General features: G+C 64.7%; 19 protein-coding genes. 4 read left to right on the top strand and 15 right to left on the bottom strand.

Annotated elements, in window-relative coordinates; all coding sequences use genetic code 11:
• Nucleotides 1-24 precede the first annotated feature (24 nt).
• From NR193_RS01780 to NR193_RS01760, 5 genes are all read right to left on the bottom strand, one after another.
• On the bottom strand, nucleotides 25-1,029 hold the full coding sequence (locus NR193_RS01780; RefSeq protein WP_256749174.1) for an ABC transporter substrate-binding protein: 1,005 nt from the start codon (nucleotides 1,027-1,029) through the stop codon (nucleotides 25-27).
• A gap of 63 nt (nucleotides 1,030-1,092) precedes the next feature.
• Nucleotides 1,093-2,571 (bottom strand): aldehyde dehydrogenase, encoded by a 1,479-nt coding sequence (locus NR193_RS01775; RefSeq protein WP_256749173.1) that lies wholly within the window; start codon nucleotides 2,569-2,571, stop codon nucleotides 1,093-1,095.
• Entirely contained in the window at nucleotides 2,568-3,620 is a 1,053-nt protein-coding gene (locus tag NR193_RS01770; RefSeq protein ID WP_256749172.1) for an LLM class flavin-dependent oxidoreductase, read from the bottom strand. Before NR193_RS01770 ends, NR193_RS01775 begins: the two co-directional genes overlap by 4 nt.
• Nucleotides 3,617-5,401 (bottom strand): alpha/beta fold hydrolase, encoded by a 1,785-nt coding sequence (locus NR193_RS01765; protein WP_256749171.1) that lies wholly within the window; start codon nucleotides 5,399-5,401, stop codon nucleotides 3,617-3,619. Before NR193_RS01765 ends, NR193_RS01770 begins: the two co-directional genes overlap by 4 nt.
• Nucleotides 5,394-5,981, bottom strand: a complete 588-nt coding sequence (locus NR193_RS01760) for an amino acid synthesis family protein (RefSeq protein WP_256749170.1) — start codon at nucleotides 5,979-5,981, stop codon at nucleotides 5,394-5,396. The genes NR193_RS01765 and NR193_RS01760 overlap by 8 nt, the downstream gene beginning before the upstream one ends.
• Before the next feature lie 147 nt (nucleotides 5,982-6,128).
• Here NR193_RS01760 and NR193_RS01755 point away from each other — a divergent pair, with 147 nt between their 5' ends.
• Nucleotides 6,129-6,800 carry a GntR family transcriptional regulator gene (locus NR193_RS01755; protein ID WP_256749169.1) on the top strand — a complete coding sequence of 224 codons (672 nt, stop codon included), beginning with the start codon at nucleotides 6,129-6,131 and terminating at the stop codon, nucleotides 6,798-6,800.
• A gap of 98 nt (nucleotides 6,801-6,898) precedes the next feature.
• On the opposite strand, the gene NR193_RS01750 is transcribed toward NR193_RS01755, so the two are convergent.
• Nucleotides 6,899-7,573 carry a GntR family transcriptional regulator gene (locus NR193_RS01750; RefSeq protein WP_256749168.1) on the bottom strand — a complete coding sequence of 225 codons (675 nt, stop codon included), beginning with the start codon at nucleotides 7,571-7,573 and terminating at the stop codon, nucleotides 6,899-6,901.
• A 260-nt stretch (nucleotides 7,574-7,833) separates the two neighbouring features.
• Here NR193_RS01750 and NR193_RS01745 point away from each other — a divergent pair, with 260 nt between their 5' ends.
• Complete coding sequence (locus tag NR193_RS01745; RefSeq protein ID WP_256749167.1) at nucleotides 7,834-8,319, top strand: hypothetical protein; 486 nt, start codon at nucleotides 7,834-7,836, stop codon at nucleotides 8,317-8,319.
• A 6-nt stretch (nucleotides 8,320-8,325) separates the two neighbouring features.
• Here NR193_RS01745 and NR193_RS01740 read toward each other — a convergent pair whose 3' ends face one another.
• From NR193_RS01740 to NR193_RS01720, 5 genes are all read right to left on the bottom strand, one after another.
• Entirely contained in the window at nucleotides 8,326-8,865 is a 540-nt protein-coding gene (locus NR193_RS01740; RefSeq protein ID WP_256749166.1) for a hypothetical protein, read from the bottom strand.
• A complete protein-coding gene (locus NR193_RS01735) occupies nucleotides 8,858-11,743 on the bottom strand; it encodes a sarcosine oxidase subunit alpha family protein (RefSeq protein WP_256749165.1) in 2,886 nt (961 codons plus the stop codon). The genes NR193_RS01740 and NR193_RS01735 overlap by 8 nt, the downstream gene beginning before the upstream one ends.
• Entirely contained in the window at nucleotides 11,740-12,006 is a 267-nt protein-coding gene (locus tag NR193_RS01730) for a sarcosine oxidase subunit delta (RefSeq protein WP_256749164.1), read from the bottom strand. The genes NR193_RS01735 and NR193_RS01730 overlap by 4 nt, the downstream gene beginning before the upstream one ends.
• 8 nt (nucleotides 12,007-12,014) lie before the next feature.
• Complete coding sequence (locus NR193_RS01725; RefSeq protein ID WP_256749163.1) at nucleotides 12,015-13,268, bottom strand: sarcosine oxidase subunit beta; 1,254 nt, start codon at nucleotides 13,266-13,268, stop codon at nucleotides 12,015-12,017.
• A 97-nt stretch (nucleotides 13,269-13,365) separates the two neighbouring features.
• The gene (locus NR193_RS01720) at nucleotides 13,366-14,025 is read right to left on the bottom strand and encodes a TetR/AcrR family transcriptional regulator (RefSeq protein ID WP_256749162.1); all 660 of its coding nucleotides are present in this window, start codon (nucleotides 14,023-14,025) and stop codon (nucleotides 13,366-13,368) included.
• 266 nt (nucleotides 14,026-14,291) lie between these two features.
• Between NR193_RS01720 and NR193_RS01715 the strand changes: the two genes are divergently transcribed.
• Complete coding sequence (locus NR193_RS01715) at nucleotides 14,292-15,731, top strand: aldehyde dehydrogenase family protein (protein WP_256749161.1); 1,440 nt, start codon at nucleotides 14,292-14,294, stop codon at nucleotides 15,729-15,731.
• A 94-nt stretch (nucleotides 15,732-15,825) separates the two neighbouring features.
• Nucleotides 15,826-16,401 carry a DUF1349 domain-containing protein gene (locus NR193_RS01710; protein WP_256749160.1) on the top strand — a complete coding sequence of 192 codons (576 nt, stop codon included), beginning with the start codon at nucleotides 15,826-15,828 and terminating at the stop codon, nucleotides 16,399-16,401.
• Nucleotides 16,402-16,448: 47 nt separating this feature from the next.
• Here NR193_RS01710 and NR193_RS01705 read toward each other — a convergent pair whose 3' ends face one another.
• The 4 genes from NR193_RS01705 to NR193_RS01690 form a co-directional block, all read right to left on the bottom strand.
• The gene (locus NR193_RS01705) at nucleotides 16,449-18,014 is read right to left on the bottom strand and encodes a glycosyltransferase (protein ID WP_256749159.1); all 1,566 of its coding nucleotides are present in this window, start codon (nucleotides 18,012-18,014) and stop codon (nucleotides 16,449-16,451) included.
• The gene (locus NR193_RS01700) at nucleotides 18,011-19,252 is read right to left on the bottom strand and encodes a glycosyltransferase family 4 protein (RefSeq protein WP_256749158.1); all 1,242 of its coding nucleotides are present in this window, start codon (nucleotides 19,250-19,252) and stop codon (nucleotides 18,011-18,013) included. Before NR193_RS01700 ends, NR193_RS01705 begins: the two co-directional genes overlap by 4 nt.
• Nucleotides 19,253-19,454: 202 nt before the next feature.
• Nucleotides 19,455-20,984: a mercuric reductase gene (locus tag NR193_RS01695; protein WP_256749157.1), complete on the bottom strand. Its 1,530-nt coding sequence runs from the start codon at nucleotides 20,982-20,984 to the stop codon at nucleotides 19,455-19,457.
• Nucleotides 20,974-22,323 (bottom strand): glucoamylase family protein, encoded by a 1,350-nt coding sequence (locus NR193_RS01690; protein WP_256749156.1) that lies wholly within the window; start codon nucleotides 22,321-22,323, stop codon nucleotides 20,974-20,976. Before NR193_RS01690 ends, NR193_RS01695 begins: the two co-directional genes overlap by 11 nt.
• Between the last annotated feature and the right edge of the window lie 122 nt (nucleotides 22,324-22,445).

The raw sequence follows: 22,445 nt of genomic DNA, 5'->3' as shown, positions 1-22,445 counted from the left end.
GCCGGTTCACGGTGAGGTTGGCGGCTACTTGGCCTGCCAGGCGTACCAGCGCTGGGCGATCGTGTCGCGGTTTTGAGCCCAGTAGTTCATGTCGAGATTGATCTGGCCGTCGACGAAGGCGTCCGGCAGCGACTTGACGACATCGGCCGGCATCTCGGCCTTGGCTGCCGTGTTCACGGGCGCATAGCCGCTCGCCTCGGCAAACATCGCCTGGCCTTTCGGGCTCGTCGCCGAGGCCAGGAATTTCATCGCGCTTGCCTTGTTCTTCGAACCCTTTGGAATGACGAGAACGTCGGCGGCGGTCATGTTCTGGTTCCAGGACGCGCCGACGTCGGCACCATCCTGCTTGAGGGCGAAGACGCGCCCGTTCCAGAGCTGCCCGAAGGCCGCTTCACCGGAAGCGATCAGTTGTTGCGATTGCGCGCCGCTGTCCCACCAGACGATTTCCGACTTGATCGTGTCGAGCTTCTTGAAAGCCCGGTCGAGGTCGAGCGGATAGAGCTTGTCGGCCGGCACGCCATCGGCCAGAAGCGCGATCTCGATGACGCCCGGCGCCGACCATTTGTAGAAGGTGCGCTTGCCGGGAAATTTCTTCAGGTCGAACATGTCGGCCCATCCTGTCGGCTCGCCCGATACGGCGCCCTTGTTCCAGGCCAGGACGAAGGAATAGTAGAAACTGCCGACAGCATGGTCGGTGGTGAAGCGCGGATCGAGATCGGCTTTCGGCACGACGGTGAAATCGATCGGCTCCAGCAGGCCGTCCTTGGCCGCCTTGATGGCGAAATCCATTTCGACGTCGACGACGTCCCAGGCGACGCTGCCGCCTTCCACCATGGCCTTCAGCTTGCCGTAGTCGGTCGGCCCATCCTGGAGCACCTTGACGCCGGAACTCGCTTCGAACGGCGCGGCCCAGGATTTGGTCTGCGCCTCCTGGGTGGTCCCACCCCAGCTGGTGAACACCATTTCGTCGGCGCGTGCGGCGGTGGCCGCCAGAAGCCCGGCCAGGATGCCGGTCAAAATCAGTTTCATGTCATTCTCCTCTGTTGGTTGTTTGGTTTCTTGTTGTTGCGGAATTGCGCGGCGGCGCTGCCCTCATCGCATGACGAACGGATCGGGGATCGGCTCGTCCGATGTCCGTATCCAGACCGATTTCGAGCGCGTGTAGTCGCGGATCGCATCGAGCCCGCCCTCGCGGCCGAGTCCGGACATGCCGTAGCCGCCGAACGGCACCAGCGGCGAGACGGCGCGGTAGGTATTGACCCAGACGACGCCGGCATGGATGCCGCGCGCCATGCGATGGGCCTTGCCGAGATTGGTCGTGAACACGCCCGAGGCGAGGCCGAACGGCGTGTTGTTGGCAAGCGCCAGCGCTTCGGCCTCGGTGTCGAAACCGAGCACGCTGAGCACAGGGCCGAACAGCTCCTCACGCACGCAGGGCAACCCGGCATTGTCCTGGGCATCGATGATGGTTGGTGCGTAGTAGAAGCCGCCGTCGTGACCGGCGGGTCTTTCACCGCCAGTGATCAGCCGTCCCCCGCCGGCAAGGCTTGCCGCGACGATCTTCTCGATCCATTCCCGCTGGCGCGCCGTTGCCAGTGGCCCCATCTCGGTGGCTGGATCCTGCGGATCGCCGATCCTGATGGCCTCGGCCTTGCGCTTGAGCCGGGCGAGGAATTCGCCCTTTATCGAACGTTCGACCAGCAGCCGCGAGCCGGCGACGCAGCTTTGTCCGGACGCGGCGAAGATTCCGGCGACGACCGCGTTGGCGGCGCTGTCCAGGTCGGCATCGGCGAAGACGACGACGGGGCTCTTTCCACCGAGCTCCAGCGTCGTATAGGCGAGGTTTTCCGCCGTGTTGGCGACGATGGCGCGCGCTGTCGAAGGGCCCCCGGTGAAGGCGACGCGCGAGACAAGCGGATGGCTGGTCAGGCGGCGGCCGCAGTCCTGTCCGAACCCGGTCAGGATGTTCACGGTCCCAGCAGGGAAGCCGGCCTCATGGACGAGTTCGGCGAAGGCCAGCAGCGGGGCTGGGCCGTCTTCTGACGCTTTGAGAACGACAGTGCAGCCAGCCGCCAGTGCCGGCCCGAGTTTGACGGCGGACAGGAACAGTTGCGAATTCCAGGGCACGACGGCGGCGACGACGCCGATCGGTTCGGGCCGGATCGTCACTTCCATGTCCGCCTTGTCGATGGGGACAAACGAGCCTTCGTGCTTGTCGGCCAGCCCGCCATAATAGCGGTAGTAGTCGCCGACATAGACGATCTGGGCGCGGGTCTCGCGGATGATCTTGCCGGTGTCGCGCGTTTCCAGTTCGGCAAGGCGGCCGGCATTAGCGACGACGAGGTCGCCGAGGCGCACCAGAAGCTTGCCGCGCGCCGTCGCCGTCAGCGAAGCCCAGGCGGCTGAGTGCAACGTCCGGTGCGCCGCCGCGACGGCGCGGTCGACATCGGCTTCCGTCGCGGCCGGCATCGTCGCCCAGGACATTCCTGTCGACGGATCGATGCTTTCGAAGGCGACCGTCGGCGCGTCGAATGCTCCGTCGATGAAGTTGCTGAAGGCCACGAGGGTCATTGCGACCCCCCGTCACTGAAGGCCGGCATGACCTTGTCGACGAAGAGTTTCAGCGATTTCTTCTTGCGCTCGTGCGGCAGGCCGCTGTCGATCCAGATCGAGTACTGGTCGTAGCCGAGCGCCTCGTATGCCTTCAGCCGGGCGATCACCTCTTCGGCTTCGCCGATCACGAGGTTCTGGCGGATCTTGTCCGGCGCGTATTGCGGCATGGCCGCGATCTCGGCGTCGGTGAGCGCTTCCAATATGCCTTGGCGAACGGGCTTCTTGTTCTGGAACCAGGCGCCGAACTGGCAGTAGAAAAGGGACAGGTCCCGCGTCAGCTGCTCGGCATCGGCGGCGTCCTCGGCAACGAACGTATGCATCAGCAGCATGATGTCGGGGCGCGCCATGTCCGGGTGCGCCGCGCACGCCGCATTGAAGCGCTCCATCAGGCTGGTCACCTCGCCATCGCCGGAGGCGAGCGGCGTCACCTGGACATTGCAGCCATTGGCAACGGCGAAGTCATGCGAGTTCGGGTCGCGTGCCGCCACCCAGATCGGCGGGTGCGGTTCCTGCACCGGCTTGGGCGAGGAGGTGGTGGACGGAAAAGTCCAGAACTGCCCGGACAGTTCGAAGTCACCTTTCCACAGGCCCTTGATGGCGGGAATGATCTCGCGCATGCGCTGGCCCGCGCCCCAGGCATCGAGCCCCGGGAAAAGTCTTTCATATTCGTAGCTGTAGGCGCCGCGCGCTATGCCGATGTCGAGCCTGCCTCGCGTCGCGAGGTCGGTCATGGCCGCTTCACCGGCGAGTTTGATCGGATGCCAGAACGGCGCGATGACCGTCCCGGTGCCGAGCCGGATGCGCTTCGTCCTGGCGCCGAGATAGGCGATGTTGATGAACGGATTCGGCGAGATGGTGAATTCCATGCCGTGATGCTCGCCGATCCAGGCGGTCTCGAAACCGGCCTCCTCGGCCATCAGGACAAGCTCTTCGAGCTCGTCGATAAGCTCGGCGTGCGGCTTTGCCGGGTCCGAGCGTTCCATATGGACGAACAGCGAGAACTTCATGCTTGTCTACCCCGAATTGCAGGCTGCGCGGCCGGCCTTGCCAAAGGCTGGACCTCGCCTTCGATCTCGTTGCCGACATAGACCCCGAAAGCGTCTTCCATGCGTTCGCGGGCATAGCGGGCAAGCATCGACCGTACCGCCGGATCGGCGATCCTGAGTTGCGCGATGCGATCGATGTCGACGAGCCGGACCTGGCTGTTGCCGGAGGCGGGCGCGTCGACCGAGCCGCGGTAATAGACGTGGGTGCGCGACGGCGTCGCCGTGTCGTCCCAGACGGCGAACAGGAACCCGAGCTGGGCGTTGACCGCCGAGGCGGCGAGTCGGCCCTTGAGGCTTTTTGCGTCGCTCGCCGTACCCAGCCCGCGGCCCGCCGGCAAGTGGTGAAAACCATCGGCGGTTTCGAAGAACAGCACCCGGCCCTCGTCTTCCAGTATGGCACCGACTTCCATGTCCGGTGGCGCTGCCGCCAGCGCCTCCTGGGAGAGGCCGGGGGCAACATAGGCACCCCGGCAATAGCCCAGAGGCTGGGCGCCATTGTGGGAAAAGTCGCGGACGCGGCCGATGAGGATCGAATGGTCGCCGGCGTCGACCAACTGGTCGAGGTCGCAGTCGAAGGCCGCGACCGAGCCGTCGAGCAGCGGGCTGCCGGTTCGGCCGGCGCGCCATTCGACAGCCGAGAACTTGTCCGGCGCTTTCGACGCGAAAACACCGGAGGCGGCCTTCTGTCCCTCCGAAAGGACGTTGATGGCAAAGCCCTTCGAGGTTAAAAACACGGGGTGACCCATCGCCTTCTTGGCGATGCAGACCAGCACGAGCGGCGGATCGAGCGACACCGAGGTGAACGAATTCGCCGTGAAGCCGCGTGGTTCTCCTTCCGCTCCGATCGTCGTGACGATGGTCACGCCGGTCAGGAACGAGCCAAGCGCCCGCCTGAATTCGCCAGCGTCGAAGGCGGGCTGGAGGCCGGCGCCACCGTCTACGCTTTCAAGAAAAGCGGTTATCTGCCGTGTGACCTTTTCCGGTGAAGCGACGGCCATCATATGCCGCTCGCCTTCCAGGACCTCGCACTGGCCGCGCGGCGCGAGACGGGCCATCGCCGCCGACATCGCCGGCGAGGAGTTCCTGTCCTCGGCGCCGGTCATGAACAATGCCGGCATGGCAAGGCCGGGAAGACGATCGACATGCGCAGCATCCGCATGGGCGAAGAGCCGATAGGTGCGCGCATAGCCTTCCGGGTCGACGTTTTCCAAAGCCGCGCGTGTCATCCTCGCGGCCTCGGCCAGCTCGGCGGGAACCGGGTCGCCGAACCAGCGTGCGATCGTCGCGTCCGTTCCCGACAGGTTGCCCACGCCGTTCAATTCGGCGGCGCGCCCGCGCACGGCCTCCGCAAGGTCCGCCGGGCGGCGGAAGACCGCGTTGAGCGAGATGACGGCGCGAACCCGTTCGGGCGCGTCGAGAGCGATCTCCTGTCCGACCAGCGAGCCCATCGAATGACCGACGATCGAGACGGCGCCAATGGCCAGATGATCGAGAAGCCGGATTGCCTGCGCGGCATAGTCGGCAAGGTCGGCATTCGCTGGCGGCAGCGGTGACTGGCCATGTCCCAGCATGTCGATCGCAATGACATCCCATCGGTCCTTCATCCGCGCGATCTGCGGCTCCCAGATCGCGGCGTTCATGCCCACACCGTGGATGAGCAGGACCGGCGCTCCCGAGCCGGCACGGATGAAGCTGGTGCCGTCAGGCGCCGTTGCGCGATGCCAGGCCGAGGATTCAGCCATGCAGGTCTCCGACTTCCTTGAGATCCTGATAGCGGTCGCCGATGCGATGATGCGGGCGGCCGCCGATCGAGGCGCCGAGAGCCACCACCAGTTCGTCGGGCGCGGGCGCGTCGCCGATCTGGAAATGCACCGTCAGGTAATGCGAGCGTCGGCCTTCGTCGTTCTTGTCCATCAGCGGGATCATGATCGGTGTGTTCGGCCCGCCGCGCAGGTTGGTAAACGCGAGATAGGTTTTGGCGCCGACGGCGCGGCGATAGTGATTGCCGAAATGCAGCGTGTGGATGAGCGCCGAAGCATGCTCGATTTCGCCTGCCGTGCCGCAGATGGCGGCCTTGCCGTAGCCCTCGATGGCTTCGCCGGATCCCGCGACCGCGAGAATTTCACGGGTCAGCATCTCCCCCAGGACCGGCGCATAGGCCCGGATATGAGGGGAAAGATCTTCGGTGAACCCACGCCCGGCCCACGGATTGTCGAGCACCGCCGCGACGCCGATCAGGCGCAGCGGCCGGGGGGCCGCCTTGCCGCCTTCGATCAGGGTAGTCTCGACATGGGTGACGATCTTTCGGATGGCCGGCTTCATGGAATCCTCGGGGCTCGACCGGGGCCGAGGTCCAGGCAAGGTTCCTCTTTCTGCCGATCATCTTATGGTATACCATACTATTGAAGACCAAAACCCTTGTCAACGGATCGCCGAATCTGTTCTTTGCGCGTCTGGGAGGTACATGAATTGGCCGACGACACGCTCAGGATCGAACGGTCCACCAAGACGCTCAGAACGCTGGCGCTGGAACGCATGCGCGAAGCGATCATGGAGTTCCATTTCCAGCCGGGCGAAAGGCTGGTCGAGCGACCGCTTTGCGACCAGCTGGGGGTCAGCCGCTCGGTTGTGCGCGAAGTTCTGCGGCAGCTGGAGACGGAAGGCCTCGTCCAGATGATACCGGGTCATGGACCCGCCGTGGCCCGGCCCGATCTCAGCCGCACCGACGAGATTTATGAATTGCGCGCGCTGATGGAAGGCATCGCGGCGCGTGCCGCCGCCCTGACGGCGACGGATGATCAGATCGCGGACCTCGAACGGTCATTGCAGAACCTGCTCGAGGCCTGGGCATCGGCGAAGCCGATCGAAGTGATGCGGGCGACGACGAAGTTCTACGAAGTGCTTTTCGATGCCGCCGACAAGCGCATCGCCTGGGAGATCGTCCAGGGCCTGAACGTCCGCATCAACCACCTGCGTTCCATGACGATCGCTTCTGAGAACCGACGCGAAGCCGCGATCGCCGAAATGACCGTCATCATGAACGCCATCAAGTCGCATCGCGGCGATGACGCCGAAGCAGCCGCCCGACGACATGTGGAGCAGGCCTGGCGAATTGCGAAAGAGAAGCTTCGCGACGGCTGAAGGCGGTTGCCGGATGTAATCAGCTCGATCCAGCCGACCATGACGGCGGCCTCGTCGGCCTCCGGCAGACGGCCGCGCGGAATGCGCGGGCGCGGCTGTCAGCCGAGGAGATCGGCGGCGACGTCGAGCGTGTTGCGTAAAGACGTTTCGAGATGGTGTTCCATCGCTTGCGCGGCACCCTCGGCGTCGTGGCGCTTGAGCGCGTCGAGAATGGCCTGATGCTGCTCGATCGTCTGTTCGCCATAGCCGGGCTTGGGAATGGCGAGATAGCGGCCGCGATCCATCTGCGCCTTGGAAATGTCGACGGCCCGCCAGATCATCGGCAGGCCACAGATCTCGGCGATGGTGCGATGAAAGATGTCGTCGAGCTGTATCGCGTTGGCATATCTGCCCCGCGATATCGCAAGCCGGTGTGCCGCCATGTTGTCTTCCAGCAACGCGCTGGCTGCCGGCGTGAGCTTGGCGGCCGCGCGTCTGGCGCTTTCCATCTCCAGGGCCCGCCGGATGACATAGGCTTCTTCCAGGTCGGCCCGGCTGATCGGCGCGACATAGGTGCCGGTCTGCGCCAGGATCTTGACCAGGCCTTCATCGCTGATCCGCTTGACCGCTTCGCGCACGGGGGTGCGCGAGACGCCGAGCGCTTCAGCGATAGCCACCTCGTTGATCACTTCCCCCGGCTTCATCTGCCCGATGACGATCAAGTTGCGGATCTGGTGATAGATCTGATCGCGGAGCGGATGAGCGCGATTGAGCGTCGAAGGATCCAGGTCCATGGGAAATCCGCGTCTTCGTTCACCAGAAATGGTCAGGTTATATTGGAATGCCGCGTGTTTGATAGGCCGGGTTTCAATCCCGCCGACCGTCGTCACCAGGGCAACGCCAACCCGGTCGAGCCCGCGTTCCGAGACGAAGAGGCCGGCCCGGGCGACCTCTTCGCCAAACCGAAATCCGCGCTGCGGCAACTTCGCTTACCCGCAATTTACGACCGTCGGTTACATCAGTTCCTGTCTGATTCGTCCGGGACAGGAACACCATGAGCAAAGCCCTCACGACCTTCGCACTCGTCGCCGTGCTGACCGCTCTGCTCATGGCGTTGAGCCTGGCGGTGGCCAGGCACGGCTATCCCTACGGCGCGATCGGCGTCAGGCGCCTCGACGGCATCGCCGATGCCGGGACGTTCATTCCGCTGGCTGCCGTCTATTTCTTCAGCGCGCTGTTGATGATGATCCTGCCGATCCGCGCGGCCAGCATTGTCCTGACCCATGCCGCCGACGCCCTGTTCTGGACGGTGATCGTGCTGCTTGCCACCATCGTCGGCGGTCTCGTCGCCCGATGGGCGTTCGGCCAGAGCGGGGTTTTGGGGGCGCTGCTGAACTGGCGGTTCCTGTTTGCGGTGGCGGTGGTCGGCTGCCACTTCGTCATGAACGAACTGCGCCGCAACGTGCTGCTGCGCAGCCTGTTCTTCGTGGTTTTCGCCGCCGCGACGCTGGCCTGCCTGTTCTGGTCGTTCACGCTTTGAGCGTGATCATGGCTGGCTAATTTGATGAACCGGCCGCGATGCCTGCTCCATCCACGTCCAGAGATAGGCTGCAAGACCGCGGTCGACATGGATGCGCAGACTGGCCTGATGGCGATAGACGACGGCACTGATGCCGGCGAAGGAAAGCGCGGCACTCGCGCTCGCTTGGCTGGGGTCGAGCGTCGTTCCACGCGCGATGAAAGCGTTGAGCGCCGAGCCCTCGGCTTCGAACACCTGCAAGCCAGCGCTGATCGCCGTCACCGCGAAGCCTGCTGCGTGCCAGCCCGTCGCGATGGCGAGAGGGCCGTCCGATATGGCGAGCAGCCGGTCGCGCGCCAGCCGAGCCGCATAGCGGTCGCCCTGCGTCGCGCCAAACGCACCTGCGCCGGTCCCGTCCACGCCGGATACTCGCGCCCAGGCGTCGAGATCGCCGCTGACCAGCAGCTGGTTGAGATCCGAGTTCGCGCGCACCACGAGGCCGGGCGCGGTGATGAGCGCCGATTGCCAGTCCGGCGCGACGGACCATTTTTCGGCGAGATCACGCATGCAGCCGCTCTCCTGCGGGGTCGAAGGCGCAAGGCGCGGCAATCGTCGCCGTCCTGACCTTGCCGAGATGCTGGATCTCGATCGCCTCGCCGTGGCGGGCCACGCCGCGTTCGATCAGGCCAAGCGCGACTGGCCGGCCAAGCGTCGGGCTCTGGTAGCTCGAGGTGACAAAGCCCTGGCTGTGTAGCCTGCCGTCGCTCCGTCTGATGCCATGCGCGCCAGTCGGCAGCGGCGCTTCACCTTGCGGCACCGTCAGTCCGACAAGCTGCAGCCGATCGCCACGCGAGGCCTCCTCGGTGAACAGCGAGCGGCGGCCGACGAATTCGGTCTGGCGTTTGGTGCGCGGCCCCTCGACGCCGAGATCGTGCGGCAGCGTGGTGCCGTCAGTGTCCTTGCCGATGACGATGAAGCCTTTCTCCGCCCGCAGGATCATCAGTGCTTCGAGGCCGATGACAGCGGCGTCGAACGCCTGGCCAGCCTTGCGCAGATGCGCCCATAACGGCTCGGCGCGATCAGCCCGGATCGAAATCTCGTAGCTCCTGTCGCCGGTAAAACTGACGCGGGCGATGCGGACCTCGTCACCGGCATAGGTGCCATGGCCGATCGCCATGTGCGGCAGGTCGGCATCGTCGAGCGACAGGACGAGATCCAACGTTTGGAGCAGCTTCCGGGCGTTCGGTCCGGAGACGGTCAGTGTCGCCATCTCTGATGTGGCGTTGTGGATGTAGACAGCACCGCGCCCGAAGCGATCCTGCCGCCATTCCTCCAGCCGCGCATGCACCGCCGCGACATGCGAGGACGAGCACGACACGATGAAGCGATGCTCGTCCAGCCGCACCAGCACGCCGTCATCGAAGACCACGCCGTTCTCCGACAGCATGAAGCCGTAGCGGCATCGGCCCGGCTTCAGCGTCGACATGGTGTTGTAGTAGATGAAATCGACGAACTCGGCAGCCTTCGGTCCGATCACCTCGATCTTGCCCAGTGTCGAACCGTCGAACAGCGCGACCGACTGACGGGCGCGCCGCGCCTCGTCCCCAACGGCGCCATCCGCATCGGCGTCGCGACCGCCATAGTGAGCCGGGCGCAGCCAGCCGCCATATTCCTGGAAGACCGCGCCGCTGGCGCGATGCACGTTTTCCAGCGGCAACCGGCGCACCGGCGCCATCAACTCGCCGGCGCGTTCGCCGGCAAAGCTCGCCAGCGGCACCGGTGTGAATGGCGGGCGATAGGTGGTGGTGCCGACCTCCTGCACCGTGCGGCCGGTGATCCCGGCCATCAGCGCCAGGCCAGGCAGGTTGGAGGTCTTGCCCTGGTCGGTCGCCATGCCGAGCGTGGTGTAGCGTTTCAGATGTTCGACCGAGACGAAGTTTTCCCGCGCTGCCAGTTCGACGTCCTTCACCGTCACGTCGTTCTGACAGTCGATCCAGATGCGTCCCTTCGAACCGGGCATCGGCCATGCAGCTGTTATGCCGCCCGTCGCCTCTGGTCCGGTGCTGTCCGGCACTGCTGCTTTCGTCTGGCCAAGCGATGCAACCGCCTTCGCCGAATTGGCAAACACCTCCGACAAGGAAACCGCACCGGCGGCCGCGCCGGCAACGGCAATGCCGTCCACCGGATCGCCCGGCAGGAAGGCGGCGCGCGCCTCGCTCCAGGCAAGTTTGCCCCTGGCCTGGCCGAAGAGATGGATGGTCGGCGTCCAGCCGCCCGAGACCAGCACGCAGTCGGCATCGAGCCTGGTGCCGTCATCCAGCGTCACGCCCTCGACGCGCAGCTTGCCGTTGGCAGCGGCAAGCGCCCGACCCTCGATCAATCGCACCTCGGCGGGCGTGGCGGGCATGCCATCGCGCCTGATGTCGACGAGCGTGACATCGGCCCCCACCTCGACGAGCGCCCCCGCGACTTCGTAGGCGCTGTCATTGTTGGTGGCGACGACGATGCGGTGGCCGACCAGCACCGCATGCCGCCGAAGATAGGCGAGTGCCGCATCCGCCGATAGGATGCCCGGCAGGTCATTGTTGGCAAAAGGCAGCGGCCGCTCGATGGCGCCGGTCGCCAGCACGATGTGGCGCGGCCTGACCCGCCGCATCGTGTCCGGCCGGCCGTCGGGATGGCGCTGGTTGAGCCCCACCAGATTGTGGTCGTAGATGCCGAAGGCGGTGGTCGACGGCAGGATCAGGTGACCGCCAGCGGCAAGCGCCGCAACCGTCTCCTCGACCCAGGCGGTCGCCGGCTTGCCGTCGATCCCGCCGGCACGATGGCCAAGCGATCCGCCAGGCTTCGGCTGGTCGTCGACAAGCATGACGGACAGGCCCGTGCCGGCTGCAAGGCTTGCCGCGGCCAGTCCGGCCGGCCCGGCGCCCACCACCAGCACGTCGCAATGGTGGTTGATCTGGTCTGATGTGCCTGACGAGGTCCAGTCCGTATCGACCTTGCCAAGCCCCGACATGGCGCGGATGCGCGGCTCGAACATATGCCAGTCCGGCCACATGAAGGTCTTGTAGTAGAACGCCGCCGGAATGAAGCGAGAAAAGCGGTCGAGGAAGGCGTTGCGGTCGGCCAGTGCATTGGGCGTCGCGTTGACGCTCATCGCCACCAGCTCGTCGAGCGCCGGCTCGGTCGTGGCGCGGGTGTTCGGCGTTGCCCGGAGGCCGCCGACATCGACTAGCGCGTTCGGTTCCTCGACGCCAGCGCCCCAGATGCCGCGTGGCCGATGATATTTGAAGGACCGGCCAACAACCGCGACATCATTGGCCAGCAGCGCCGAGGCGATGGTGTCGCCGGCAAAGCCGTGCACGGTGGTGCCGTCGAAGCTGAACCGGATCGGGCGCGACCGGTCGATGGCGCTGCCGCCGGTGGCAAGACGCGAGGCGGTCACGCCACGTGCTCCCCGCCAAGCGCGCCCGAGGACAGCACCCTGTGGGTGACGGTGTCACGGTCCATGACGAAGAACTCGCCGCAAGTCATGTGGACCCAGATCTCGCGCGCCGTGCCCTTCGGATTGGAGCGCAGATAGAGATAGTTCGCCCAGCGGTCGATCGGCACGTCGGTGCCGTCCGGCCTGGCGTTGCCGGCGTCGCCGCCATAGTGGAATTCGGTCTCGTCGCGCGGGCCACAAAACGGGCAAGGGAAAAGCTGCATAAGATCCTCTAATGCGCGATGCCGGAGCCGGCCGCTTCGTCGATCAGCCGTCCGCTGGCGAAGCGATCGAGGTCGAACGGTCGGCTGATGTCGTTGTACTTGCCTGTCGCCAGCAAGTGCGCCAGCAGCGTGCCGCCGGCGGGGATGGCCTTGAAGCCGCCCGTGCCCCAGCCGCAATTGAGGAACAGGCCGGGCAGCGGCGATTCGCCGATGATCGGCGAGGAGTCCGGTACGACGTCGACAATACCAGCCCATTGCCGCATCAGCTTGAGCTGGCCGAAGATCGGGAACATCTCCAGCAGCCCGGCGATGACCGTCTCCAGCGTCGGCAGATTGCCGCGCTGCGCATAGGAGGGGATGCGGTCGAGCCCGCCGCCGATGACGATCTCGCCCTTGTCCGACTGGCTGACATAGACGCCGCAGCCGGGCGACAGCACCACCGTATCGAGGATCGGCTTGACCGGCTCGGAAACGCAGGCTTGCAGCGCATAGGAATTGATCGGCAGCCGGAAGCCGGCCTTGGCCGCCAGCACCGAGGAATGTCCCGCCACCGCCATGCCGATGCGATCGGCACGGATGGCGCCTCGCGTCGTCTGCACGCCGCGGCAGCGGCCGCCCTCGATGATGAAGTCGGTGATCTCGCAGTTCTGGATGATGTCGACGCCGAGCCGGCTTGCCGCCCGCGCATACCCCCAGGCGACCGCGTCATGACGCGCCGTTCCGGCCCGGCCTTGCCAGATGCCGCCGAACACCGGAAAGCGCGCATCGACTGAGAAATTGTAGATCGGCGCCACCCGGCGCACATCCTCGGGAGAAAACAGCTCGGCATCGATGCCGTTGATCTGCATGGCGTTGACGGTGCGCGCGCCGATCTCCATCTCGGCGGTCGAGTGGCAGAGATTGACCATGCCGCGCTGCGACAGCATGACGTTGTAGTTCAGGTCCTTGGACAGCCCTTCATAGAGCCGGTGTGCCAGCCCGTAGAGCTCGACGCTTTCGGGATAATAGTAGTTGGAGCGCACTACGGTGGTGTTGCGGCCGGTGTTGCCGCCGCCGATCCAGCCTTTTTCCAGTACGGCGACCCTGGCGATGTTGTGGTTCTTTGCCAGATAGTAGGCCGTTGCCAGCCCATGGCCGCCGCCGCCGATGACGATCGCGTCGTAGGACGGCTTCGGCTCGGGCGAGCGCCAAGCCGGCTGCCAGCCTGTCTGGCCGGCCAGACCCTCCTTGAACAGCGACAGGGCGGAATAAATTCTGGTCATGGTGTGCCGGACAAAGGCTGATCTCTCATGGCAAAGCGTACTGGTATTGTACATATATGTCTAGTTAGGGTTGCGGTCCTGTGTGCTGCGGATGGCGCTAGCGTTTGCGCGAAAGCGTTTCCTCGACATAGCGTGAGAAGTCCTCGATATCCTCTGCCGAAGGCTCCTGGCCGGTGAAGCTGCGCAGATACGAGGCGACATGTCCCAGGCGGCTGCTCATCGGTTCGTCGAGCTCAAGCGAGTAATAGCCGATCTGCATGAAATACAGGATGCGGGCTCGCACGAACGCGTCTTCTTCCGCATAGCCATGGCGCATGAACATGTCGCGAATGGCATTGACGCGCTCCTCGTCGGCCTCGTCGAGCGCGCGCCTGATGGCGGGGGAGCGACGAGCCCAAGCCCTGATCGCGAAATCCAGCTGGGGATCGAACAGCCTTTCGTCCACCCAGCATTCGAAAATGCTCATCACCCCGCGGATGACGGTCGCGGAAGGTCGTCCGGCGCGCTCGACAATGAACCTGGTGTTGGTCTGCCGCCAGTAGTCCAGCAACTGGTCGAGCAAATCCTGCCGGCTCTTGAAGTACCAGTAGAAGCTCGAGCGCGAGACGTCGAGCTTCTGGCCAAGCGTCAGCACGCGGACGCGTTCGACACCATCGGAGATCAACGTTTCAAGCGCAAGCTTCAGCCAGTCTTCGCGAGTGGCCTTGATGTTGCCGGTGGCGCCGGCGCGCTGGATCGTCGTTTCGAGTGCCGCCATCGGCACGACGCATGACACGCCGCATTGGGCAAATCAAGGCTATGGACATATCTGTACAGGGCAATTCGTTTGAGCCTTTGGGGGTGGCCGGTGGATGTTAGCCGGGTTGTGATGCTGTCGCCGCCACGCCGCGGGCGTGACGGCAAGTCAGGGGATTTTTGTCGCGGCTACCAGCTCAGTGCGTGCTTTCCCGCAAGGCAATTGTCTGGCAAATACCAATTCAGACAGATGCCGCCACGCGGCCAATCAGCAGGAAAGACCAGGACATGGCTCAGTTTCGAAAAAACCTCATCGATGGCGAATGGGTCGGCGACGCCGGTTCCCGCAACATCAACCCCTCGGATACCGGTGACGTCGTGGGCGAATATGCCTCGGCTGGTGTCGAACAGGCCAAGCAGGCGATCGCTGCGGCCAAGGCGGCGTTTCCGGCATGGTCCCGTTCCGGTCCGCTGGCGCGCCACGCGGTGCTGAAAAAGACCGCGGACGAGATCATGGCGCGCAAGGACGAGATCGGCCGCAACCTGGCGCGCGAGGAAGGCAAGACGCTGGCCGAGGGCATCGGCGAGACTATTCGCGCCGCTCAGATATTCGATTTCTTTGCCGGCGAAACATTGCGGCTGTCGGGAGAGGTCGTGCCAAGCGTTCGGCCGGGCGTCGGCGTCGAGATCACCCGCGAAGCGGTCGGCGTGGTCGGCATCATCACGCCGTGGAATTTCCCGATCGCCATTCCGGCGTGGAAGATCGCTCCGGCGTTGGCGCATGGCAACACCATCGTCTTCAAGCCGGCTGAGCTGGTTCCCGAGAGCGCCTGGTCCATCGTCGACATCCTGCATCGCGCCGGCCTGCCGAAGGGCGTGCTCAACCTCGTCATGGGTAAGGGCTCGGTGGTCGGTCAGGCGATGCTCGACAGCCCCGATGTCAACGCCATCACCTTCACCGGCTCGGTCGGCACCGGCAAGCGCGTCGCCGCCGCAAGCATCGAGCACATGCGCAAGTTCCAGCTCGAAATGGGCGGCAAGAACCCGCTGGTCGTGCTCGACGACGCCGATCTTGCCGTCGCTGTCGATTGCGCGCTCAATGGCGCCTTCTTCTCGACCGGCCAGCGCTGCACGGCGTCGTCCAGGCTGATCGTGACCGACGGCATCCACGACCGTTTCGTCGATGCCCTCAAGGATCGCATGAGCAAACTGGTCGTCGGCGACGCGCTCGACGCGCAGACCCAGATCGGTCCGGTCGTCGACGCGACACAGTTGCAGCAGGATGAGGACTACATCGCCATCGGCGTCAGGGAAGGTGCTACGCTCGCCTTCGGCGGCGAGCGGCTCGATCGCAAGACGCCGGGCTTCTTCTTGCAGCCGGCGCTGCTGACGCAGGCCACAAACGCCATGCGCAGTTCGCGCGAGGAGATATTCGGGCCTGTCGCCAGCGTCATCCGCGTCAAGGACTATGACGAGGCGCTGGCTGTCGCCAATGACACGCCTTTCGGGCTGACGTCGGGCATCTGCACCTCGAGCCTCAAGCATGCCACGCACTTCAAGCGCAATTCGGAGGCCGGCATGGTGATGGTCAACCTGCCGACGGCGGGTGTCGACTTCCATGTTCCCTTCGGCGGGCGCAAGGGATCGAGCTATGGCCCGCGCGAACAGGGCCGCTATGCGGCGGAGTTCTACACCACCGTGAAGACGGCCTACACATTCGCAGGCTAAACGGGCGCAGGCTAACGAGCGCTGACCAATCGGGGCGCCGGCTTATCGGGCCGGCGAGCTCCCACGCATCAAAGGACCGGACGGGCGCAACGCGATGACATTGCAGGACCTGACCTGGCTCAATCCACCGCCCCGGCATTCCATCGACGGCGATGCCGTTCGCGTGCGCACCGGCAAGGAGACCGACTTCTGGCGCGAGACCTTCTACGGTTTCCGGCGTGACAACGGCCACTTTATGTACCGGCCGGTCGCGGGCGATTTCACCGCCGAGGTTACCGTCGCCGGGCGCTACGAGGTGCTCTACGACCAGGCCGGATTGATGGTCCGGCTCAGCGAAACGCATTGGGTCAAGGCCGGCATCGAGTATACCGACGGCGTGATGTACTTTTCCGTCGTCGTCACCAACGATGCCTCGGACTGGTCGCTGGCCACCATTCCGGCCAGTCCGGACGGGGTCAGGATCCGGTTGACCCGCCATGCCGAGACGATCCGCATCCAGTATCTCGACGCTTCCGACGGCCACTGGAAGCCTGTGCGGCTTGCCTATTTTCCGACCTCGAAGACGGTCGATGTCGGCATGATGTGCTGTTCGCCGCAACGCGAGGGTTTTGAGGTCACGTTCTCAGGGTTTTCGATTGGTCCGCCGATATCGCGGGAATTGCACGATTGACGCTTGCGGCTCGGACGACTGGCAAGAGCTTCGGCGGGGCCGCTGCCTCACCACGGAACATGCAGGATTTCCAGCTTCGGCAGGCCGACCGGCCTGATGCCGAGATCGTTGGCAAGCGCGCCGAAGCCTTCTGTCTCAATCAGGTCCCGGTAGGGAATCTCGGGGAAGCGAAGGCCGCCGCGATGCAGCCCGGCATCGACCAGGAGCATGGTGCCGCCGACGGCATCGAGACCGATGACGTCGAGATGCCTGATATCGCTGAGATGAAGGCGGCTCGCCGATTGCAGGGGCGGTTGGTAAAGGCCGCCGCGTATATGGCGATAATAGCGATAGTCCTTCGTCGAACGCGTCGTGATGAAGCTGTTGAGATCGAAGCTGGCGCCGCCGGCGATCTTCACGCAGTTGGGAACCGCGATGCGGTGACCGGTTTCGATGAGGCGGTTTACGACGTCGCGCGGGTAACGCCAGACGTCGATGTCTATCCACAGCGCCCAATCATCGTCCTCGCTCAACCCATGATCGATCAGATGGTTGCGCACCTTGGCAATCGTGCCGCGCCGGATGCGCTGCGTCCGTGGCTTTGCCCGATCGGTTCTGTCGAGGCTGGTGCCGACATGTCTTTGCAGAAGGACGATACCGCGGTATTCGCCGGCTAATTGTGCTGTTGCCGCCTGCAGCCTTTCCCAGCTTCCATCGACGCTGTCGCCTTCGCAGAACACCAGCTTGATCCGGTCCTTGGGATAGTCGAGCGTCTGCAGGAGGTCGAGGAACGGCTGGATATGCTCGGCCGCGTCGCGAAGCGGCACCAGGATGGCAATGTTCTGGCCCGATGGCCGTTCTGCCAGAACGGCTGAGGGGCTGACGCTTGCCTTTGCCGTGGCCTCATCCAGATGCGCCCCACGCGTCAGGTGATACCAGCCACGGTAGACATGATTGCGAAGCTTGGTGAACCATCCTGGCGCCGGCTCCGGCGTCCACCAGGTGCCCGCCCAATGATGAATGGAAAGCGTTGTTCCACTGCCTGGTTCCCCCGATCCAGCCGAATCCACCGGAGAGAACAGCGTTGAAGGATGGATGGCGAAGGCCTTCTGATCGTCGTAGCCGCGTTGGGCCGAGGTCAGCAGGCAAGGGCCGGTCGCGTCGAGCACGTCCTTGGCATGGACCAGTCCGGGCAACAAAGACAGCACATGCAGCCAGAAGGGATGCCTGGGTGGGCTGGCCATGGTTCCATTGAAGATCAGATAGGAAAGGCCGCGAAATTCCGCCTGGACGCCCGTGTGCGAGGCGGGTTCCGTGCACAGCACGATGCGGTCTTCGCCCATGATCCGATCAAACGGGGCCACGCATTCGCAGTCGATGTCGGCATAGACCCCGCCGAAATGGTAGAGGAGCAGGTAGCGCGCCGCGTCGGCGCGCCGGACGCCGTTCGAGTAGCCGCAGAAGGTCGGCAGGAAATCCGGATAGTGGTCGGCAACGAAGTCCAGCAGCATCCGGTCGTTCCAGAACAGGAATGTCCAGTCCGGATTGTGCCACTTCCAGCTCTCGACATAGCCCTGGAAACGGGCAGGAACGGCGTCGCTCTTCCATGTCTGGTGAAGGATCGGCGGAATCATGCGCCGGCCTCGTCCAGTCCTAGCCCGCCGCGGACGGCCGCGCGGATGGCTCGCGGGCCAAATCTTGCCCATACCGCTCGATGCGCGCGAATGCGCTGCAGCGCCCGGCGTTCAGCGTCCAGGCAAAGTCCGACGGCCATCTCGGCAAGCCCTTCATCGGTATCCGACAGCAGCACCTCTTCATTCTCGACCAGGTCCAGGCCCTCGGCCGCCAGCGGTGTCGCGATTACCGGCACGCCCCAGGCCATCGCCTCCAGGATCTTGATGCGCGTGCCGCCGCCTGCCGTAAGCGGGATGATGCTGAGATGCGCCCTGGACAGCAGTGGCGCCACCTCTTGCGGGTCTTCGACGAGCTCCACATCAGGCAACCGGGCCAGCGCCCGCACCGCCGGCTTGGGGCTGCGTCCGGCAAGAACCAGTCTCGCTGTTGGAAAAGCTCGCCGGATGCGGGGCAATATGACGCCGGCCAATCGCTCGGCGGCATCGACGTTTGGAGGATAGCCGAGATGGCCGACAAACAGGATCTCCGGAAAGCCGCTGCCGGTCACGGCTTCTGCGGGCAGCGTCTCGGGAATGTCGCCGGCGTGCGGAATTCCGTTCGGAACGACATCGATCGGCACCTTGCGCCGGCAAACGGCCATCAGCCTTTCGCGATCGCTGGTCGAACAGACCCAGACCCTGTCGACAATGGCCAGCGCCTTTCTCTCCAGACGCCTGATGCCCAGGCTCGTGGCGATCACCGCGGCGGCGGATCGCGCCGCACCGACACGCCGCAACTGTCCCGCCAGGTCGGACTCGACATTGTGCATGTCGAGAATCAGTTGTTTGGTCAGCGGTCTCAAAGGCCGTAGCAGCTTGAACAGGCCAATGCCCTCGACCAGCACCGTGTCGGGGCGGAAGTCTCGAACGAGTGTCTCGAGCCGCGCCAAGGCGGAGCGTGAAATGCGCTGCTCCGCTCCCATGCGCCACCACCCGATCGACCTGGTGCGGGCCTCGCCTTCGATCGACAAGGCCTCAATGCGGATCGGTGCATCGGCCACCAGCGGCACGGCGGCCTGCGGCCGCACCGACACCAGGCAGACGGGACCGAATTCGGCTGCCGCTTCGGCGTTGCGGTAGTTCCTGAGGTCAGCGCCAGACGTCGGTGGAAAGGCCGGATCGTGAGACACGACCAGCACGCGCCGCTCGGCGTTCCCTGCGGAGACGGTACCGTCGGGTCGCGCGCCTATGGGGTTCATGGCAAACGCCCGGGACTTTGCATGGGGCGCTGCGCTGAAGGCTTTGTTCCAGACGGCATTCACGACGGTCCCGGGCCACAAGAATCAGCTTTGACTTGTTCAGCCCAACGGGGCCTTCGTCAAGCGCTGGCTACCCTTTGGATGTCCGGTGCGCCAGCCTCGCACCCCGCCGGCCAGAATGCATGCCGGCAGGGCGCGAGGGTCATCGCCTGGACCATGCCAGCCAGCGTCCCGCCAGATGCTTCCAAAACGCGGTGAGCCGGGTTCGCCGATAGGCGTCTCCGGCCATCTTGATGCCTTGTGCCTGGGTCGGGAAGGGATGGATGACATCGGCCAGCGCATGCAATCCCATGCCCGATCTGATGGCGAGCGACACTGCATTGATCATCTCGCCGGCATGGGAGGCGACGACCGTGGCACCGAGGATGCGGTCGGAACCTTCCCTGACGTGGATCTTGACAAAACCCTCCTCCTCGCCGTCCATCACCGCCCGGGCGACATCGTGCATCAGCACGGTGTAGGTCTTGACCGGGACGCCGTTCTGGCGCGCCTCCGTCGGATAGAGGCCGACATGGGCGATCTCCGGGTCGGTGTAGGTGCACCAGGGAACGACCAGGTCACTCAGCTTCCCGCGCCCGAAAAACAGCGCGTTCCGCACGACGATGCGGGCTGTCGCTTCCGCGGTATGCGTGAACTTGTGTTCGAGGCAAACGTCGCCGGCCGCGTAGATGCGCGGATTTGTGGTTCGCAGATAATCATCCACCTTGATGCCATCGGCGTCGTACGCCACGCCCGCATTCTCCAGGTCGAGACCATCGACATTGGGCGACCGGCCGATGCCGGTGACGATCTCGTCGACGGAAATCGTCGTCGTTTCGTCGTCCCGCACCAGGTCGGCCAGCTTCTTCCCACCCGCTGTCCGCACCGCCACCACCTCGGTGTTCAGGCGGACCTCTACCCCTTCGCGCGCCAGCGCGTCCGAAAGGATCTGGGCGGCGTCGCGTTCTTCGCCGGGCAGAAACATCGGATCACGCTGCGCCAGGATGACGTTCGCACCGAACAGGCAGAACGTCTGAGCCATCTCGCAGCCAAGCTGCCCGCCGCCAATGACCAGAAGCCGCTTTGGGCAGTCGGCGAGATCGAACATGGTCTCGTTGCTGAGATAGCCGGTCTCGGTGAGGCCCGGAATCGTCGGCAGGCGCGCATGCGCTCCCGTCGCGACCAGCGCCTTCCTGAAATGCAGGGTTTGCCCGGCGACCAGAATCGAGTCCGGCCCGGAAAATCGCGCTTCGCCGAAGTAGAGGTCGATGCCTTCGGAAGCCAGTCTCTCGGCCGAATCGGCGCGGCTGATCCGCCGCCGGATCTGCCGCATCCTCGTCATCGCGCGTTGAAAATCGACGCGAACATGTTTCGGTGTGTCGCCGCCAAAATTCCCGGCATCGCGCATGTCGGCATAGAGCCTGGCGGTGCGGATGACCGCTTTCGACGGAATGCAGCCGGCATTGACGCAAACGCCGCCGATCAGGCTGCGTTCGATCAGTGCAACCTTTGCGCCGAGGCCCGCCGCTTCGCGGGCCGCGGTCAGCCCGGCGGGGCCGGCGCCGATGACGACGAGATTGTACGGTCCCGTCGGGTCGGGGTTGCGCCAGTGCGGCGGATGCGCGCCCCTGATCAGTTCGGCGTCGTTGCGGTCGACAGGGAAAGCAGCTGCTTTTGTCTTTTCATGCGACATCGCGACCACATGGCGCCGGACTTGCCGGCTGCGACAGCCATCCACCCGTGAAACCCGCTTTGCCCAGGCCGCGACGGATGTGCTGGCTGGACCGCATCAGTTTCCAGATCAGGCGCGAGCGGTGGTTCTCGATCATCATCACCACGATGCCCTGGTCCAGCCCGTAGTGGCCTTCCGACACCCAGCCATGCCGGCCGAATTTTCGCCGGTTCGCCAATGTCGGATTGAAGCCGCTCGGCAGTCGGAAATTATCGATCACCTCGGGGTAGCGATCCCCGAGATGGCGCAACGCCGCCAGGCAGATATCCGGCGCGAAAGGCAGCGATGCCAGACAGGACCACGGAGCGATCGTCCCGTCATCCGGCCCGAAAGGAGCGCCGCGCGCGGCATAACCTGAAAACCGGTGAGGCCGACGCTCTATACTGGCGCGAAAGCCGCCTGGCCCGTCGCCCGCAGAAAGTCCCCACAGGTTCTCATCGTAGCCGTCATAGCCATAGGGGTTATGCCGCGCATAGTCGCGATGCAGGTAGGTCGAGCGCCGGCTGTTTTCGAAATAATCCGAGTTCTTCTCGCGCATGAAGGCGTCGCGGATGCCGGCGAAATCGATCCAGGCATGCGAAAACTGATGCATGAACAGCGGACCGCCATAGAGCACATCGTAGCCGTAGATGTTTTCCCACTGATAGGTCGCCGTCCAGCCGACATAGCTGTCATCCGAGCTCGGGCTGTCGGGCGAGGCCATCGACAGCACGTAGAGGATCGTCGCTTCGTTGTAACCTTCCCAGCCATAGTGGAGAAAGCCGCTCTTCGGCTTCCAGCCTTGCCGCAAGGTGGGCGTTCTGCCCTGCGCCCATCGCCAGTCGACGCGCCGATAGAGCGCCTCGGCCAGGTCCCGGATCTCGCGCTCGTCTTCGCCGGCGCCCGAGAAATAGGCGCCTGCCAGGAGCACGCCGGCCATCAGCAGCGCGGTGTCCACCATCGACAGTTCGCAGCGCCAGACCCGCCTGCCGGTCCGCATGTCGAGAAAATGGTAGTAGAAACCTTTGTGGCCGGTGACGTCGTCGCCATTGCCTTGCGTGCTGGTCCAGAAGAAACGCAGCGCGGCAAGCGTCAGCTTCACAGCCGCCTCGCGCGTCATCCATCCGCGCTCCACGCCGATGGGATAGCAGGACAGCGCAAAACCGACGACGGCGATGCTGGCCGGCGAATTCGGCCGTGAAGTATCGGCGACGAGCCCGTTGTCGGGGTTCACGTTTTCGAGGAAATAGTCGAAGGCCGCGCGCTGATAGCGGTCCAGAAGGTCGTCATCGGACAGCGGGGTTGGGTCGACCTTAAGCAAATGCAGCAGACTCCAGCCGGATGGCCGCGGCGCCCGGCGAGCGCAAGGCAGAGGTGCGGACCTGGCAGGTCATCGTGCTTGCAGAACTGTTGCACCGTGTCATGGCTTTTCCGCCCACCTGT

This window comes from Mesorhizobium sp. Mes31 (genome assembly GCF_024519675.1).
Classification (GTDB): Bacteria; Pseudomonadota; Alphaproteobacteria; order Rhizobiales; family Rhizobiaceae; genus Mesorhizobium.
Note: the sequence above shows the minus strand (reverse complement) of the source record. Positions and strands in the feature narration are given on the sequence as shown.

What these genes read in the sequence shown, in the direction of transcription:
- NR193_RS01775 (WP_256749173.1), bottom strand. Translation starts at nt 2,571, where the DNA reads ATGACCCTCGTGGCCTTCAGCAACTTCATCGACGGAGCATTCGACGCG.
- NR193_RS01780 (WP_256749174.1), bottom strand. Translation starts at nt 1,029, where the DNA reads ATGAAACTGATTTTGACCGGCATCCTGGCCGGGCTTCTGGCGGCCACC.
- NR193_RS01765 (WP_256749171.1), bottom strand. Translation starts at nt 5,401, where the DNA reads ATGGCTGAATCCTCGGCCTGGCATCGCGCAACGGCGCCTGACGGCACC.
- NR193_RS01710 (WP_256749160.1), top strand. Translation starts at nt 15,826, where the DNA reads ATGACATTGCAGGACCTGACCTGGCTCAATCCACCGCCCCGGCATTCC.
- NR193_RS01750 (WP_256749168.1), bottom strand. Translation starts at nt 7,573, where the DNA reads ATGGACCTGGATCCTTCGACGCTCAATCGCGCTCATCCGCTCCGCGAT.
- NR193_RS01705 (WP_256749159.1), bottom strand. Translation starts at nt 18,014, where the DNA reads ATGATTCCGCCGATCCTTCACCAGACATGGAAGAGCGACGCCGTTCCT.
- NR193_RS01770 (WP_256749172.1), bottom strand. Translation starts at nt 3,620, where the DNA reads ATGAAGTTCTCGCTGTTCGTCCATATGGAACGCTCGGACCCGGCAAAG.
- NR193_RS01745 (WP_256749167.1), top strand. Translation starts at nt 7,834, where the DNA reads ATGAGCAAAGCCCTCACGACCTTCGCACTCGTCGCCGTGCTGACCGCT.
- NR193_RS01740 (WP_256749166.1), bottom strand. Translation starts at nt 8,865, where the DNA reads ATGCGTGATCTCGCCGAAAAATGGTCCGTCGCGCCGGACTGGCAATCG.
- NR193_RS01715 (WP_256749161.1), top strand. Translation starts at nt 14,292, where the DNA reads ATGGCTCAGTTTCGAAAAAACCTCATCGATGGCGAATGGGTCGGCGAC.
- NR193_RS01730 (WP_256749164.1), bottom strand. Translation starts at nt 12,006, where the DNA reads ATGCAGCTTTTCCCTTGCCCGTTTTGTGGCCCGCGCGACGAGACCGAA.
- NR193_RS01760 (WP_256749170.1), bottom strand. Translation starts at nt 5,981, where the DNA reads ATGAAGCCGGCCATCCGAAAGATCGTCACCCATGTCGAGACTACCCTG.
- NR193_RS01720 (WP_256749162.1), bottom strand. Translation starts at nt 14,025, where the DNA reads ATGGCGGCACTCGAAACGACGATCCAGCGCGCCGGCGCCACCGGCAAC.
- NR193_RS01695 (WP_256749157.1), bottom strand. Translation starts at nt 20,984, where the DNA reads ATGTCGCATGAAAAGACAAAAGCAGCTGCTTTCCCTGTCGACCGCAAC.
- NR193_RS01700 (WP_256749158.1), bottom strand. Translation starts at nt 19,252, where the DNA reads ATGAACCCCATAGGCGCGCGACCCGACGGTACCGTCTCCGCAGGGAAC.
- NR193_RS01725 (WP_256749163.1), bottom strand. Translation starts at nt 13,268, where the DNA reads ATGACCAGAATTTATTCCGCCCTGTCGCTGTTCAAGGAGGGTCTGGCC.